The sequence below is a fragment of the Mycobacterium botniense genome (genome assembly GCF_010723305.1).
In the GTDB taxonomy this organism is placed as follows: domain Bacteria; phylum Actinomycetota; class Actinomycetes; order Mycobacteriales; family Mycobacteriaceae; genus Mycobacterium; species Mycobacterium botniense.
The window spans coordinates 810,299-824,610 of sequence record NZ_BLKW01000004.1; the positions used below are offsets into that span (position 1 = coordinate 810,299).

General features: G+C 66.1%; 15 protein-coding genes and 1 pseudogene. 7 read left to right on the plus strand and 9 right to left on the minus strand.

Going from position 1 to position 14,312, the window contains the following annotated elements:
* The first annotated feature begins 265 nt into the window (after positions 1-265).
* A complete protein-coding gene (locus tag G6N08_RS13805) occupies positions 266-613 on the plus strand; it encodes a VOC family protein (RefSeq protein ID WP_163758159.1) in 348 nt (115 codons plus the stop codon).
* Between the two features lie 125 nt (positions 614-738).
* Here G6N08_RS13805 and G6N08_RS13810 read toward each other — a convergent pair whose 3' ends face one another.
* A complete protein-coding gene (locus G6N08_RS13810) occupies positions 739-2,019 on the minus strand; it encodes an amidohydrolase family protein (RefSeq protein ID WP_163758161.1) in 1,281 nt (426 codons plus the stop codon).
* Between the two features lie 125 nt (positions 2,020-2,144).
* Here G6N08_RS13810 and G6N08_RS13815 point away from each other — a divergent pair.
* Positions 2,145-2,363, plus strand: a pseudogene (locus G6N08_RS13815) (acyl-CoA dehydrogenase family protein); the annotation flags it as partial.
* A gap of 2 nt (positions 2,364-2,365) precedes the next feature.
* Here G6N08_RS13815 and G6N08_RS13820 read toward each other — a convergent pair.
* Positions 2,366-2,983 carry a hypothetical protein gene (locus tag G6N08_RS13820; protein ID WP_163758163.1) on the minus strand — a complete coding sequence of 206 codons (618 nt, stop codon included), beginning with the start codon at positions 2,981-2,983 and terminating at the stop codon, positions 2,366-2,368.
* Positions 2,984-3,226: 243 nt separating this feature from the next.
* Between G6N08_RS13820 and G6N08_RS13825 the strand changes: the two genes are divergently transcribed.
* Complete coding sequence (locus tag G6N08_RS13825) at positions 3,227-3,622, plus strand: hypothetical protein (RefSeq protein ID WP_163758165.1); 396 nt, start codon at positions 3,227-3,229, stop codon at positions 3,620-3,622.
* A 49-nt stretch (positions 3,623-3,671) separates the two neighbouring features.
* Here the strand turns inward: G6N08_RS13825 and G6N08_RS13830 are convergent, their stop codons facing one another.
* From G6N08_RS13830 to G6N08_RS13845, 4 genes are all read right to left on the minus strand, one after another.
* Positions 3,672-4,058 (minus strand): DUF2237 family protein, encoded by a 387-nt coding sequence (locus G6N08_RS13830; RefSeq protein WP_163758167.1) that lies wholly within the window; start codon positions 4,056-4,058, stop codon positions 3,672-3,674.
* A gap of 53 nt (positions 4,059-4,111) precedes the next feature.
* The gene (locus G6N08_RS13835; protein ID WP_163758169.1) at positions 4,112-5,704 is read right to left on the minus strand and encodes a Na+/H+ antiporter; all 1,593 of its coding nucleotides are present in this window, start codon (positions 5,702-5,704) and stop codon (positions 4,112-4,114) included.
* 138 nt (positions 5,705-5,842) lie between these two features.
* Positions 5,843-7,132: an alpha/beta hydrolase gene (locus tag G6N08_RS13840; protein ID WP_163758171.1), complete on the minus strand. Its 1,290-nt coding sequence runs from the start codon at positions 7,130-7,132 to the stop codon at positions 5,843-5,845.
* A gap of 177 nt (positions 7,133-7,309) precedes the next feature.
* Entirely contained in the window at positions 7,310-8,578 is a 1,269-nt protein-coding gene (locus G6N08_RS13845; protein ID WP_163760604.1) for a cytochrome P450, read from the minus strand.
* Positions 8,579-8,789: 211 nt separating this feature from the next.
* On the opposite strand from G6N08_RS13845, the gene G6N08_RS13850 reads away from it, so the two are divergent.
* The 4 genes from G6N08_RS13850 (at position 8,790) to G6N08_RS13865 (ending at position 12,511) form a co-directional block, all read left to right on the plus strand.
* Positions 8,790-9,947, plus strand: a complete 1,158-nt coding sequence (locus tag G6N08_RS13850) for a M24 family metallopeptidase (protein ID WP_163760606.1) — start codon at positions 8,790-8,792, stop codon at positions 9,945-9,947.
* Positions 9,944-11,110 (plus strand): M24 family metallopeptidase, encoded by a 1,167-nt coding sequence (locus tag G6N08_RS13855; protein ID WP_163758173.1) that lies wholly within the window; start codon positions 9,944-9,946, stop codon positions 11,108-11,110. The genes G6N08_RS13850 and G6N08_RS13855 overlap by 4 nt, the downstream gene beginning before the upstream one ends.
* Positions 11,107-11,559: a VOC family protein gene (locus tag G6N08_RS13860; protein ID WP_163758175.1), complete on the plus strand. Its 453-nt coding sequence runs from the start codon at positions 11,107-11,109 to the stop codon at positions 11,557-11,559. Before G6N08_RS13855 ends, G6N08_RS13860 begins: the two co-directional genes overlap by 4 nt.
* A gap of 79 nt (positions 11,560-11,638) precedes the next feature.
* On the plus strand, positions 11,639-12,511 hold the full coding sequence (locus tag G6N08_RS13865) for a glycoside hydrolase family 16 protein (protein WP_163758178.1): 873 nt from the start codon (positions 11,639-11,641) through the stop codon (positions 12,509-12,511).
* 136 nt (positions 12,512-12,647) lie between these two features.
* On the opposite strand, the gene G6N08_RS13870 is transcribed toward G6N08_RS13865, so the two are convergent.
* The 3 genes from G6N08_RS13870 to G6N08_RS13880 form a co-directional block, all read right to left on the minus strand.
* Positions 12,648-13,304, minus strand: coding sequence for a cutinase family protein (locus G6N08_RS13870; RefSeq protein ID WP_218033406.1), 657 nt, complete (start codon positions 13,302-13,304; stop codon positions 12,648-12,650).
* 279 nt (positions 13,305-13,583) lie between these two features.
* A complete protein-coding gene (locus G6N08_RS13875) occupies positions 13,584-13,823 on the minus strand; it encodes a hypothetical protein (RefSeq protein WP_163758182.1) in 240 nt (79 codons plus the stop codon).
* Between the two features lies 1 nt (position 13,824).
* Entirely contained in the window at positions 13,825-14,181 is a 357-nt protein-coding gene (locus tag G6N08_RS13880; protein ID WP_371869061.1) for a hypothetical protein, read from the minus strand.
* Positions 14,182-14,312 lie beyond the last annotated feature (131 nt).

Consider the following 14,312-nt stretch of genomic DNA (forward strand, 5'->3'; position numbering starts at 1 on the left):
CTAGACCGAGTCCGGGTTCGAATCCGGCGTTGACTTGGCTCGGCGTGGTGCGGCCGTTTGCGGTGCTGATCGACGAACGCTTCGTTGCCGCCTTCGAGTTAGTGTCATCGTCAGCGCGGCCGGCGTGAACACTCCGCGACCACCCGAGGCGATATGTGCCTCGACCTGGACGTGTCGTTGGATGCGGCTGCGCTGGCCGGAGCGGCGCCTAAGGCATCCGGCCTGCACTTTGTGCCCTGGCACGGATCCGAGGCAGAATCGAGCGATGAAGCCAGCCGGTGTCCACCATGTCGCAATCTGCGTCGCCGATGCGCAGAAAGGTCTCGCCTTTTATCGCGACGTGCTCGGCATGACACAGCTGCCGCGCCCCGATCTCGGCCCCGGGTACTGGCTTGACGCCGGCGGCCAACAGGTGCACCTCATGGAGTCCGCCACCCCGCCGCCCGGTGCGGCCCACTTCGCGATCCGCGTCGACGACCTCGAAGCCGCCGTCGCCGACCTGCAGGAGCAGGGCGTCGAGGTCCAACGGGTTCCATTCATCCCCGGCGCCGGGTATCAGGCCTTCCTGCACGATCCGTTCGGCAACGTCGTTGAGCTGAACCAGCCGGAATAGCGTGCACATATCTCACCGATGACGATCGTTCACAGGCGGTGAGCGACAACGCACGGGACCCCGTGCGACCCTGCCGGTGAAAGCTCGCCCGGAACCCCTCGACCCGGGCGAGCAGCCGACGCGGGTTAGCTGGCCACGCCGTATGCGGCCAGGACGTTCTCACCGAGAAAGCCGGCCCGGTGCTCGGCAGGCAGCTGCGCCACCGTCTTCTCCAGCTCGGGAACGTAATCGGGGATGTGGTCGGGATGAGGAAAATCCGAAGCCCAGAAGAACCTGTCGTAACCCAGCTCCGCCATGACCGCCGCCAGCGTCGGCTCGTCGGGATCGGCCGAGACGAAACACTGCCGGGCAAAGTAGGTGCTCGGCAGGTCCCGGAGCTTTTGGCGCACCACGAAACCCTGCGGAGAGCGATACACCGAGTCCATCCGCTCCAGCCAAAATGGCAGCCAGGTGGCGCCGGCCTCCAGCAGGACGATCCGCAGGTCGGGGAATCTGTCGAAGGTGCCGAACTGGAACAGCGAGGTGAAGGCGTGGCGCACGCCGTCGGAGGCGACGACATTGTTGAAGAAGGTGTACTCGATGCTGGTCATCTGGCCGTAGCGTCCCGGGGCGGCCCATTTCGGTTCGAATGAGGGGTGAATGCCGATCGGGACACCGAGTTCCTGGGCGGTCGCGAAGACGATGTCGTGATCGGGGTGCCCCAGCGGTTTGCGGGTCATGGTGAATGGGGGGGTCCAGCCTCCGATGCAACCGGCTGCCACCGCCCGGCGCAGCTCCTGCGCCGCCGCCTGAGGGTCACCGAGCGAGAGCTGGGCCACCGGCAGGAGCCGACCGCCGGAGTCGGCGCAAAAGTCGACGATGAAGCGGTTGTAGGCGCGCAGATAGGCCTGGGTCAGCGGCTCGTCATCGACCTCGGCCACCCACAGCACGCCCAGGGTCGGGTAGAGCAGGACCCGTTCCAGATTCTCCAGCTGCAGGCGAGCGACGCGTTCGGCGGGATCCATGGCCCCGAATGGGGCGTTGTCCACATAGGCAAGACCAGTCGGCCGCCGCGGGTGGAAAAGGCCGCCGTTGAGGTCCATGTTGCCGACGCCCGCCGGCATGCCCCGGCGCACGAGCTTGGAGGGGCGGCCGTCGATCTCGAGATATTCGAGGCCCTGGTCGTCCTTGCGGATGTGCATGGCGCGCGGCCGGAAGGCGGGGTCGAGATAGCGGTCCCACAAATCGGGAGGTTCGAGGAGGTGCCCGTCGGCGTCCACCGCCCCGGCCAGGCTCAGCCGGGGAAGATGCTCCGTGGTAGGGCGCAACCCCGCCGCCGCCCAGCGCGAGGTGTCCATTGCCATCCGGATGAGCGCGCTGGACGGGTCCAGAACTTGACTGCTCGACGTGGTCTCTTGCCCGGCCATGGTGAACCTCCATCCTGATTGATGCATCAATCAGCGTACGTTAGGTGGTTCATCCTGACCACGCCGACACCGTCGGGCCTCGAGCGCGTGGGCTGCCCACCCCAACAATCGCCCCGGCGCATTGGCCCGGCGACGGTTTCGCCGAGGTGTTCACGGCTCACGACAACCGCGTCACGACAGGCGGCCAGTTCTTCCCGAATGGGCGGGGCGTCGCGGTGAACGGCGGCTACCAGCTCAGTGGGTCGTGGAGTTTCGGCTCAGGCATCGGACATTCGCAATACATCGCTGCGGGGTTTTCGCCGAGGGACAACGGCGAAATGCGCTGGGTCAGCGAGGGTGTCCCGTGTTAGGGGGACAGCCCCTGCTTGATGGCGGCGTCTTGTTTCCGACCGACATCGGTGACGAAATCGGTCGGTGCCGCGATGTCTTTGGGGCCATCGAATTCGAGCGTGACGAACGCCCTGCCCTCGGTGAACAGCAATGTCGTCACTCCCTGACTTCCATTCGGTGACTTGCCCGAAATGATCGTGCCGCCGGCGCCGACATTCGCCGCAACCGGTTTTCCGGCATCGACGAGCGGTGGCGCAGCTTTTGCCGCGGCGAGCGCACCGGCCGCAGCGGCGGGATCCGGCAGGATCAGGATGGTGTCGCGGATCACGTGGTCACCGTCCTGCTCGGTGAAAGTCATGGCCGCACCCTGCCGGCCATTCGGATTCTGAATCGGCGGACCCGCCGTAAAGGTTACCGGTGCGTTGATATCTGTGGCATGGATCAACAGCTTGGTGTAATCGGTCGCGGGGGCATTCGCGGATGTGGGCGCCGTGCCCCGGCTGGCGGCGCTCGGCGGCGTCGAGGCCGTTGTCGCAGTCGAGGGCTTCGAGCTACTGTGACAGCCGGCGGCCGAGAGCGCCAGCAGCGGGATCGCCACAGCGACTCCGGTGGTCGCCGACAGTGACGTCTTCATCGCCCGGTGCTCCTTCCAGCAAACTCGGTACCGACCTGACGTGGGTATCGCAGTGCGGCGGACGGCAACGATAGCTCGAATCCGAGTCACTCCAGCATCTTAGGCAAGTGAATCGGCTTGCCCACTGCCGCCGAACCAGCAACAGCGGTGACCAACGATTTCCGCGGCCTGCCCCCATGCTGCGATCGGCGCTGCAGGCTTCCTTTACGCTTTAGCTGATAACGGCGACCAAAGGAGACGCGGATGGCGTGGTTTCTCGCCCTCCAGGGCCCGGGCCACCTGCCCCACCAGTCGTTGGTCTACGAGCTTCAGGACTCGGCGGATGTGGACAAGATTTCGCAAGAGCTGGTCAGTTCGGCGACGCTGGACCGGGTCGTTCCCATCCCGGTCGTGCTGCCGCGCGGTAACCGTCGACATCAGAAGGTGACACTGTATGTGCGGCCCGCCGCCTGGGGCGTGTGGGCGTTCTACCAGCTTTCCGAGGAAGAACGACGTCAGCTCGTCAAGGAAAACCCGGTGCTCAACGCGCTCTCTCAGGCCGCCCAGCAGCGAGCACAGGCAAAGCCGACGGTACAGTTGCACCCGCTGACGGGTCAGGCCGGTTCCGACAACGTGGGTTCGTCGCCCACTCGGCCTTAAACCGTCCGGTGCGGTCGTTTTTTTCGCGTTTTTTCGCAGCAGGTCGCGTTTACAGTCCGCCCGGATCGTCGGGCACGTCAACGGCGTACCGGCGCAGCGCCTCCAAGGGCACCACGTCGAGGGTGCGCTCGTGGGTGGACGCCAGCACGATCGGGGCGGCGCAGCCGTCGAGGTGGGCGCGCAACCAGTTGCGCGCGGTGACGCACCAGCGGTCGCCAGGGGTCAGGCCGGGGAACCAGTACTCGGGCCGCGGTGTTGACAGGTCATTGCCGATGAGGCGCTGGTGTTCCAGGAACTCGGCCGTCACGACCGCGCAGATGGTGTGCAACCCGAGATCCTCGGGCCCGGTCGAGCAGCAGCCGTCGCGGTAAAAGCCGGTGGGCGGGTCGGTGCCGCAGGGTTGCAGGGGACCGCCCAGCACATTGCGATCAGCCACACCCCCAGTATCCGCCTCGCCACACACCGGGCGGTCACGGCAGACCAGTGCGGTCAGCCGGTGTCGGCAGGGTCGAGCAATCGCACCTCCTCCAGGTCCATCGCCGACTGCAACTCGCGCAGCACGATGTCGTCGATGAGGTTTCGGTCGCGAAGGTCGGTAACGGCGCGGCGCCGCTGTTCGAGCACGCCCAGACGCACCCGCCGGACCAGATCGCTGCGCTCGGCCATATCACTTCCCGTCGCGGTGCCAGCGCCGGCGGTGACGAGTGCTGCGTGCTCTTCATATTCTTTTCGCAGCCGGCTGAGTATTTCTTGGCTGACACCGACCTGGCGGGCGATCACCGGCAACGCGTCGAGGGCGGCCTCGGCGCTGCGGCGGCGCGCGAGCTGCAATTCGTCAGCGTGCGCGGTGTCGTCGGGCATCCGAGCCCAGCGCACGACGGCGGGCAGGGTGCTGCCCTGGACGAGGACCGTTACCAGGATGACCGCCGACACGACGAAGACAATCAGGTGACGATCCGGAAACGCGGCGCCGCTGCGGGTGCTCAGCGGAACGGCCAGCGCCGCAGCAAGCGACACCGCGCCGCGGAATCCGGCCCAGCTGAACACGAACCGTTCACGCCAGTTGGTGCCGCGAGTTGACTGCTCGGCGCGCCCGTCCACGGCGCGGATGAGTAGGGCGGTGATCTCCATCCAGGCGATCCGCGTCGCGATGATGACGCCGGTGACCGCCAGAGCTACTGCGGCGGCGCGGCGCAGCCCCCCGTCGACGGCGGATATGCCTCGCACGGCGGCGGGAATCTGGACGCCGACGAACACCCACAGCGAACCGTTGACCAGAAATGTTGACAGATCCCAGAAGGCGAATGTCTGCAGGCGAGACCGAGCCCGGATCACGCGCGGCCCGATGTAGGTGACGACCAGGGCGGCCACCAGCACGGCGACCACGCCGCTGCAATGTATGGCCTGAGCGAGCAGAAACGCCGCGAACGGCGTCAGCACGCTCATCCCGCCTTCCTCCAGCGGCGCGTCAAGTCGGCGACGAAGCCGGGTCACCACGATGCCCACCACGAGCCCGGCGGCGATTCCGCCGAGGTAGGCGCCAACGAAACGGCCCACCAGGGCGACCGGACCGATTGCGGGGCTGCCGGTCGCGACGGCGACGGTCACGCTGAACAGCACGAGCGCGGTGCCGTCATTGATGATGCTTTCGGCGCGCAACACCGTGAGCGGCCGGCGCGGCAGCTGCTTTGCCAGACCGGTTACCGCAGCTGCATCGGTGGGAGACAGCACGGCGCCCAGTACCGACGCCGCGTGTGGTTCCATCCCGAGCGCACGTGCTGTCGCCGACACCGCGGCCGCGGTGGCGATCACCAGGCCGACGCTGATCAACACGATCAACCGCAGATTGGCCCGGATCTCGCGGAAACTGGTGTTCAGACTTTCCCAGTACAGGATCGCCGGCAAGAACAGCAGCAACACGATCTCGCCGTCGACGCGGATGCCGCCGAACGGCGGGATCAGCCCCAGCAGGGTTCCGAATACGATGAGCAACACTGGCGGACCGACGCGATATCGCTTGCCCAGCACCGTCCCCGCGACCACGGTGGCAACAAGCGCAGCGACAACGACAAGTCCGAACACCAGCACATCCTCCGGTACGAACTGCTCGACTGTCGATCACAGCGAGGCCGCGCCAGCGAGCCGGACGCAGTGCCATAGGGTGCTCATGGTGCAGCGGTCCACGGTGCCGCAGCGAACACCGCCGGCGGCGCCATGTGCTCAGGTGGTTGAGGCGTTCCGCTCGGCGGTCGCCGGCTGGTGTCGCATCGAATAGATCTCCGCCAGGAATTGTTCGACGGCGACTGCCGCGTGCGCGGCGCGGACCGAGCCGAGGATGTCGAAAGCGTGCTGGGTCAACGGCAATTCGGCGTACACGACCGGCTGCCGACTGACCTCGCGCAGCCGTGCCACGAAGCAGCGCGCCTGTTCGACGGGAACCAGCGAGTCGCTGCGGCCATGCAAAACGAAGAAGGGGGGAGCCTCGGCGCTGACATGGGTGATCGGTGAGGCGGTGCGGAACGTCTGCAGATGCGTCGCAGGCCGCTGTTTGATCACCGACCGCACAAGCAGGCCCGGCATCATCGGATGCATCGCGTCGTCGAAGCGGGTGAAATCATAAACGCCGTAAAACGGCACCGCGGCTTGCACGCGGGTGTCGGCGGTTTCAAATCCCGGTTGAAACTGCGGATCATTGGGAGTCAGCGCCGCCAGCGAGGACAGATGACCGCCCGCTGATCCGCCGGTGATGGCGATGAAGTCGGGGTCGCCGCCGTAGTCGCTGATGTGCGCCTTGACCCAGGCCAGGGCGCGTTTGACGTCGACAATGTGATCGGGCCAGGTGTTGCGCGGGCTATGCCGATAGTTGATCGCCACACAGACCCAGCCCCGCTCCGCAAGGTGGCTCATCAACGGGTGGGCCTGTCCGCGTTTGTTTCCCGTCGTCCAGGCACCCCCGGGAATCTGCACCAGCACCGGCGCCTTTCCGGTTCGGTCCAGAGCAGGATGCCGCCAGATGTCGAGGTGGTTAGCCCTGCCGTATGGGCCGTAGCTGAGGTCGGCGTCGTGGGCATAGTCGCGATAGATCCGCATCATGCGCAGCACCCCGGGCCGCTTGGCGGCGCCGGCCGGCCGGCGCCACAGACCCGCCGAGTCGGTGCGGCGATGGGGCCCCAGGCCGCTGTCCAGCGCGGCGCTGAGCACCCTATTGGCCCGGTGGCCGGCGATGCTGAAGTTCAGCAAGCCCGCCGCGGCTGCACCCGTTACCAGCCATGACAGCGTGCGCACCGGCCGAGTCAGCCGCCGCGCCGTCAACGCCAGCCCGGCGAGCTGGGCCGCCACGAGCTGCACCGGCAGTTCGGTGCCGACCAAGCCGAAAAGCCACGCATAGAGCGAGGGGTATCCGTTGCGTGCCAGCGGCCGGTAGGCGTTGACGGTCAAGGCGGCGGCCAGCGCCGCGACCGCCAACGCCCCGGTTTGCCGGATGATGTGGATGAATCGACCGTTTCCCACCCGGCCCACCTTATGAGGCCCTGCGGCTGCGAAGCCGGCCACCCGTCGGTGCTCAGAGCCGCGGCTGTTGTGGAGTGCGCGACGCGCGGGTGCGACAGCCAGCGCGCCGGCAATGCCGCCGACGGCGTCGCCAAGCGGGATCCCGGGGCACCCGCCGAGCGCCTCCTTCGCCGACGATCACCAGGGACGCGACGCTCCTTGCGTGACGCCAGGAGTAAACGTGACCGGCAGCAGGCCCAGCCCGGTCATGCTCGGGTTGCCCCGGTATTCGTCGACACCGTCGAGCAGGACCTGGTAGTCGGGAATGCGGTCGAGCACCGTTTGGACCATCACCTCGAACATGGCCCGCGCCAGATGCGATCCGATGCATCGGTGCGGTCCGAGCCCGAATGCCAGGTGGCGGTTGGGGGACCGATCCAGCACGATGTCATCGGGGCGCTCGAACTCGTGCTCGTCGTGGTTGGCGGCCAGCCAACTGATGATGACGCGGTCGTTGCGGCGAAGCCGTTGGCCCCCGACAACGACGTCGCGCGTCACCGTTCGGCTCAGTTGCTGGTTGACCGAGAAGTAGCGCAGAAACTCGTCGGTGGCGGTGCGGTACAGCTCCGGGCGCTCGATGAGTTGCCGACGCAGCTGGGGGTGGGTGCCCAGGTGCAACAGGCTCAGCGCGGTCAGTGAGGTTGTGGTGTCGACGCCGCCGCCGATGAGGTTCCACAGAATGTCGAGCACCTGCGCATCATCGAGAGGTCTGCCGTTGAATTCGAACCGCACGAGAAAGCTCGTCAAGTCGTCGCGCGGCTCACGTCGTCGGCTGGCCGCGAATTTCAGTAGGTCGTCCATCATCGCTGGGACTTCGGCGACGGCTTTGGCGTAGTCGTCGCTGTCTTGAGGGGCCGCCATGACCGAGTGGAAAAGGTTGGCGTAGAGCCGCCAGTTATCGTGGGGCAGGCCCATCAACCGCATGGTCAGGATCGCCGGAACGGGGCTGGCGTAGTCCAGCACGAGGTCCATCTGCCCGTCGCCGATCCGCTGATCGAGAAACCAGTGCGCGCACTGCTCCATAAAGGGCCGCATCTGCTCGACGGCTCCCGGCGAGAAAAACGGGGCGAGCGCGCGCCGCAACGCCTGGTGGTAGGGGCCGTCGACTTCGCCGATGCCCAGCGCGGGCTGACCTTGGGGCCGCGGCACTCCCATTTCGCCCTGGTAGTCGATACCGTCGTCGGCGTCCGGTTGGTATTTGTGCGCGAAAGTCTCGCCGTCCCGGGCGATTTGTGCCACCGCCTGGTAGCCGGTGACGAACCAGAATCCGCCGTATCGGTTGTTCCACGCCACCGGGCAGCGGCGCCGAAGCTCGGCGTTGATCCGCAGCTCGTTTTGGTTGAACTCGTCGGAATGATGATCGAAATCAACCACTGCGTCCGCGCCGACGTCGGGACGTGTACTCATCGAAAAACCCTCCAGCGCAAGAAAATCCGTAAAACCCATCCACGCAGGACAGCGCCGTCGCTAAGCTCGCAGTCTATTACGCTATCTTTGTGATTTTAGGCGTTTCGACGTGGGAGAAGCCGTGATCTCCGCAGGCAGGGTGATCGAGGACTGGGCGGCGGGAGCGACCATCGATGGCCAGACGATCCCGGCCCTGCCCGATCTCGCCCGCATGCGCGCACAGCGCTTCGCCCGGTTGCAGGATCAGCTCGACGCTCGGGGGCTCGACGGTCTGGTTCTGCTCGGCTCGAGCGCGGTCGCCTATGCCACCGGTGCCGCGATGCCCGCCCAAGACGGCGATCACGCCGCGCTGTTTCGCGCGGTGGCGATTGTGGTCACGGGTGGCTCAGCGCCGCACCTGTACACCCCCTACCCGGACGGGGCGCCCGCCGAGCTTGCCGGCGATCACCTCCACGGGCCCCTCTTTCCTGATCTCGACGAGGGGATGGAGCGGTTCGCCGCGGAGCTGGCCGAGCTCTTCGCTGCTGGAGCCCGCATCGGAATCGACCACCAGACCCATGCGATGCGCCGGGGCCTACCCGAATTCGACTGGGTCGACGCGGCCGAGGTGTTAGGCGCGGCCAAGATCATCAAGACACCCGATGAAGTGGCCTGTATCCGGCACGCTCAGCTGCTCAACGAGTTGGCGATGGTCGAGGCGCGGAACGTTCTGCGGCCCGGTGTCCGCCAGATCGACTTGAGTGCGGTGTTTTTACGGCGGGTCTTCGAGGTGGGTGCATCGGCGGGTGGCATCGATCCGATCTGGCAGGTGATGTCCCCGACACGCGGGCAGGGACCGTGGACCCTGCATGGTGATCTGGCCTACCCGACGGTGACCACTGACCGGTTCCTGCGGTCAGGCGATGTGATCTGGGTCGACGCCGGGATCACCTGGGAGGGGTACGCCTCCGACTATGGGCGCACCTGGATTGTCGGCGCAGATCCGAATGACCGTCAGGTCAAGCAGTTCCGTCGCTGGCGGGCGGTGGTCGATGCCGCGCTGGACGTTTTACAACCCGGGGCATCGGCGCTGCAGCTGTGTACCGCCGCCACGCAAGCCAACGACGGCATTAAGCCCTGGATCAGCCATTTCTACCTTGCTCACGGTGTCGGCACTGAAAGCGCTGAAATGCCCTTGATTGGAACAGATTTCGGAGAGAAGTTCGATGAGCAGCTGATCATGCAGCCGGGTATGGTGGTGGTTCTCGAGCCGGTCATCTGGGACGACGGGGCAGTCGGCTATCGCGCGGAAGACATTGTGGCCGTGACCGATACCGGATGGGTTAAATTGAGCGGCTCCACGTATGACCCCTACAGCCTGACCGCATGAGCCCTGTGCCCCGTGACCGTGGCGTGCTCGTCGGAATGATGGGCCTCGAGGACGGTGCCCGTGTCGATTTCGCTCGCTTGCGCGCGCAGCGGCGCGCAAAGGTGTTCTCCGGGATGGATCGCCACGATTTGGATGCCCTGCTGCTCAGCGGTGTCGGCGACGTGCACTATGTGTCCGGCGCGCGCCAACTGGGCCGCGCCGGTGTGCTCCCCTTCGCGCCGGTTGCCGTGGTGCTGCGGCACACCGCGCGCGTGCATCTGCTTTCCACCTGGGATGAAGGGGTGCCGCCGGAGATCGGCCGCGACGAGCTGTACCCGTTGAGCTGGAATCCCGCCAACCTCATGGCAGCGCTGGCGCGCATCCCGGGGCTGCGGGAAGCGCGGCGGGTCGGCACCGACGGCCTGACCCCTGTTTTCGCCGCACTGATTGCCGAACTCTGCCCCTCGGCCGAACTGGTCGACGCCGCGGCCGTGATGAGATCTGCCCGCCGTGTCAAGACACCCGAAGAGATTATCTGCCATCAGGTGGCTGCTGCGATCGCCGAGGCGGCGCTCAGCGCGCTGACAGACGCGTTGGCGCCGGGCATCAGCGAACGCGAACTGCTTGGCGTCTACTACGAACGGGTGGCCGGGCTGGGGGTGCCCTATCCGCCTTCGGAAAGCGTCTGCTTTGCCACCCCCACCCGCGGGCCGGTGACGTTTCGCCACCTGGTCTCGGATCGGCGCATCGGAGACGGCGAATTGGTAGTCCTCGCCCCGGGGGCACTGTATGCGGGATATCAGGCCGGTTTGGCCCGCACGTGGGTGGCCGGGTGCTCGGCGCCGCCCGGGACCAGCGACGTGGCAGCGCGATGTGCGCGGGGGATGGACGCCCTACTGGCCGCCTGCCGTCCGGGCAACACCGGGGCCGACCTGTACCGGGCCTGGGCGAGCACCGGCAACCCCGAGCCCCCGGTGCCGCTGGCGCACGGGCTGGGATTGGGCGCTGAGCCGCCGCTGATCGGCCTGGGCCGCGGACACGGCGCCAAGCTCGACGAGGGCATGGTGTTAAGCGTGCAATCCTGGGTTGCCGAGGAGGGGGTGGGGGGATGCCTGGAGCGGGCAACGGTCCTGATCGAGGACGCGGCGTGCTCGACACTCACTCGTTACGGAAGGCTGGAATGACTCATTTCCGAACGGTTTTCAACCATGTCGGGTTATGCGTCGCAAACCGTGAGCGGTCGCGACGCTTTTACGAGGGTCTGCTCGGGTTCCGGTTCTGGTGGGAGCTCGAACCACCCGACGACGACACCGGGCGGCTGCTTCAGCTGGACACACCCCTCGGAGTGCACGCCACCTACCTGGTCCGGGACGGATTCGTGCTCGAGCTGATCGATTATTCGAAACACGCCGTGCACACCGGGCCGGCACGCGCCATGGACCAGGTCGGGCTCACCCACCTGTCTCTTTCCGTGTCCGATCTCGGCGGCATGCTGCGACTGGTCGACAGCTTCGGCGGATCGGTGGTCACCGAGACGGTGTCTGAGCAGTCAGCGATGATCCGCGATCCCGACGGTCAACTCATCGAACTGCTCAGCGATTCCTGGCTGAGGGCCCTGCCCCCACGCCCGTAGCCGCAGGGCCCGCGAGCTGCTGAGGATCCCCAGTGGGCGGCCCATCCGGTCACATGGTTTCATTCGTAGCGTGTCTGAGATGAACCGTCGAAATGTGATGGTGATGCTGGGAATCGGTGTGGTCGCCGCCGCGGCTCCCGCGCCCCGGGCCGGGGCCCGCCCGCCGGGCCGCAGCATACCGGCGAGCCGAGGGCCGGCACCGGCCGCACCCCCCGGCGCGGCGACCGGAGCGTTCCTTTTTCATGACGAGTTTGACGGCCCCGCCGGTTCAGCTCCCAATCCGGCCAACTGGACGGTGTCCAACCATCGGACACCGATCAAGAACCCGGTGGGGTGGGACCGGCCCGAGTTCTTTCACCAATACCGCGATAGTCGACGAAACGTGTTCCTGGACGGCAATTCCAATCTCGTGCTGCGGGCCACGAAAGAGGGCAACAGCTATTTCGGCGGCCTGGTCAGCGGCACCTGGCGGGGAGGTATCGGCACGACCTGGGAAGCCCGGATCAAACTCAACTGTCTGACAGCCGGGTGCTGGCCTGCCTGGTGGTTATCCAACGACGACCCTGGCCGCAGCGGTGAAGTGGATCTCCTCGAATGGTATGGCAACGGAGAGTGGCCCTCGGGAACAACCGTTCACGCAGACCCAACCGGAACGGCCTTCGAAACCCACCCGATCGCGGTGGACGGCGCCTGGCACACGTGGCGTGTCCGCTGGGACCAAAACGGGTTTTACTTCTGGGAAGACTACGTCGAGGGCGCGGAACCGTACTTCACTGTTCCGGCGACCGGCATCGAGGATCTCAATGATCCGGTCCGCAAGTGGCCGTTCAACGATCCCGGCTACACGATGTTTCCGGTCCTCAACCTCGCGGTGGGCGGTTCGGGCGGCGGCGATGCTGCGCAGGGTTCGTATCCGGCGGATATGCTTGTCGACTGGGTGCGGGTCTGGTAGCCCGTAGCGCACCGCGGTAACTGCGGCGGCCGGATCGGGACTGCCGCCCCCTCAAGCGCTGTGCCGCGGCCAGCAGACATACCCGGCAGCCACCACGGATTCTGTTGGCGCACCGGCCCGTTCATCTGGCCTCAGCTTATCTCGGCTGGGGTTGCAGATGACTGGCAGCGAAATCAGCCGCCTGGTCAACCATGCCGTCCTGCGCATAGGCGCCGTGGGCGGCAAAGTCCGTGCCGTCGGAGCACACCGGGTCGTCGGGTGCGCACAACTCGATGGTCTTGGCTTGATACAGCGGGCCGATAGTGATCGGCGGCGCGCCAATCTGCTGCATAACCCGGTTCGACGGTGTGCCGAACAGCGTCACCGCAGCGACGTGGTCAGCCACCTCGGGCGGCATCGGTTTGGGCACGTCGGACGGAGAGATCCCTTCGGGCAGTCCGTCAGGTACGGCGGCGGAAGTGACGTAGCCCATCACCGCCGCACCCTGGGAATATCCGCCCAGCACCATTTTGGTCTTGGGACAGTTCGCCGCCGTGGCCTCGATATGACCTCCCGCGTCCCGGATACCGTCGAGAGCGGTGGGCCAGTCGGTGCTGGCGGGGTAATTCACCGGATACACCGCCATCGACCTGTCGCCGATCCGAGGTGTCAGGGCGTCAACGAATTCCTGGCCGGTGCCGCCGACACCGGGCGGCTCGCCGGTACCGCGGGCGAACACCACTTCGACATCGGGACACGGCTGCGCGGATGCGGACGGAACCCACGCACACAGCAGCGCCCAAGTCGTCACCACTGCAATGCTGAGGAAACGAGTGAGATGACGAATGTGCACGCCCCATATGTTGACACAGCACCGCAGCGGACGCAGGACGGGCCCGTACTCGGAAAAGACCTGCGGAGCAGTCATTCTGCGCGTGAGAAACCCACATAACTGCAGAATGCACGCCGAAAACCATTCGCAAGCTCAGACTTTGGTTAGTCTGCCGGCGATCGCGCTCGTGGTTGAAATCCTCTCTCCCGCCGGATCTCCAGTGCACCATGCAGCCGGGCTCACTGGACAATCGCGGCGGGGCTATGATATCAGTGCCCGCAGGGGATATCGGTGCCCGCAGCGGCCTTTCGATATAGCCGCGACCTCGAGTACCGGCTCGGTCATCGACCCGCCGGCCGCAGCCGTGATGTCCGGCGTTGTAGGCGGGTATTTGAACGGGTAATTGAACGGGTATTTGAACGGGTAATTGAACGGGTAATTGAAACCCTTGGGTGTCAAGCTGATACCGCCTTGCCCACTCGGGCGGATGCCGACCTCCAAGTCACCATCGCACCAGCTGAAAGGGGTAGGTGACGGTGCCTCCGGGCCCGCCGCCGCAGCTCGCGTCGAACGTCGACTCCACGGAACCGGCCAGCGTTACCGCATCCCAGGTATAGGTGTCATGCGAAGGCAGGAAGTAGACCACGCAGCGCACACCATCGGGCACGTCGACGCTCATGGTGTAGCGGCCGTTGACCAGCTGTGCATTTCCGTCGTAGGGTGCTGCCTGCCCGTTGGGCTGGGGCACCGCCTGCACATGGAGGCATGCGGGTGCGCTGGGGGTACATCCCCTGATGACCCAAATCCACGCATGGCCCGGATCGCGGGGGGTCTCAAGCGCGTAGTTGCCGATTTGCATCTCGGCGTGCGCGACCGGCGTGAGGGCGATCGCCGCGGTGGTGAGCGCAAAGCTCAAAGCCAACGATTTCACGGGTCAGCCTCCGTTGTCAGCGCTCGTGTGGTTGTGCTGAATATACGATGCCGTGGACC

Coding starts and splice junctions, on each gene's coding strand:
- G6N08_RS13810 (WP_163758161.1), bottom strand. CDS start 2,019: ATGGCCGGGCAAGAGACCACGTCGAGCAGTCAAGTTCTGGACCCGTCC.
- G6N08_RS13850 (WP_163760606.1), top strand. CDS start 8,790: ATGCGCGCACAGCGCTTCGCCCGGTTGCAGGATCAGCTCGACGCTCGG.
- G6N08_RS13855 (WP_163758173.1), top strand. CDS start 9,944: ATGAGCCCTGTGCCCCGTGACCGTGGCGTGCTCGTCGGAATGATGGGC.
- G6N08_RS13865 (WP_163758178.1), top strand. CDS start 11,639: ATGAACCGTCGAAATGTGATGGTGATGCTGGGAATCGGTGTGGTCGCC.
- G6N08_RS13880 (WP_371869061.1), bottom strand. CDS start 14,181: ATGCAAATCGGCAACTACGCGCTTGAGACCCCCCGCGATCCGGGCCAT.
- G6N08_RS13820 (WP_163758163.1), bottom strand. CDS start 2,983: ATGAAGACGTCACTGTCGGCGACCACCGGAGTCGCTGTGGCGATCCCG.
- G6N08_RS13845 (WP_163760604.1), bottom strand. CDS start 8,578: ATGAGTACACGTCCCGACGTCGGCGCGGACGCAGTGGTTGATTTCGAT.
- G6N08_RS13805 (WP_163758159.1), top strand. CDS start 266: ATGAAGCCAGCCGGTGTCCACCATGTCGCAATCTGCGTCGCCGATGCG.
- G6N08_RS13860 (WP_163758175.1), top strand. CDS start 11,107: ATGACTCATTTCCGAACGGTTTTCAACCATGTCGGGTTATGCGTCGCA.
- G6N08_RS13825 (WP_163758165.1), top strand. CDS start 3,227: ATGGCGTGGTTTCTCGCCCTCCAGGGCCCGGGCCACCTGCCCCACCAG.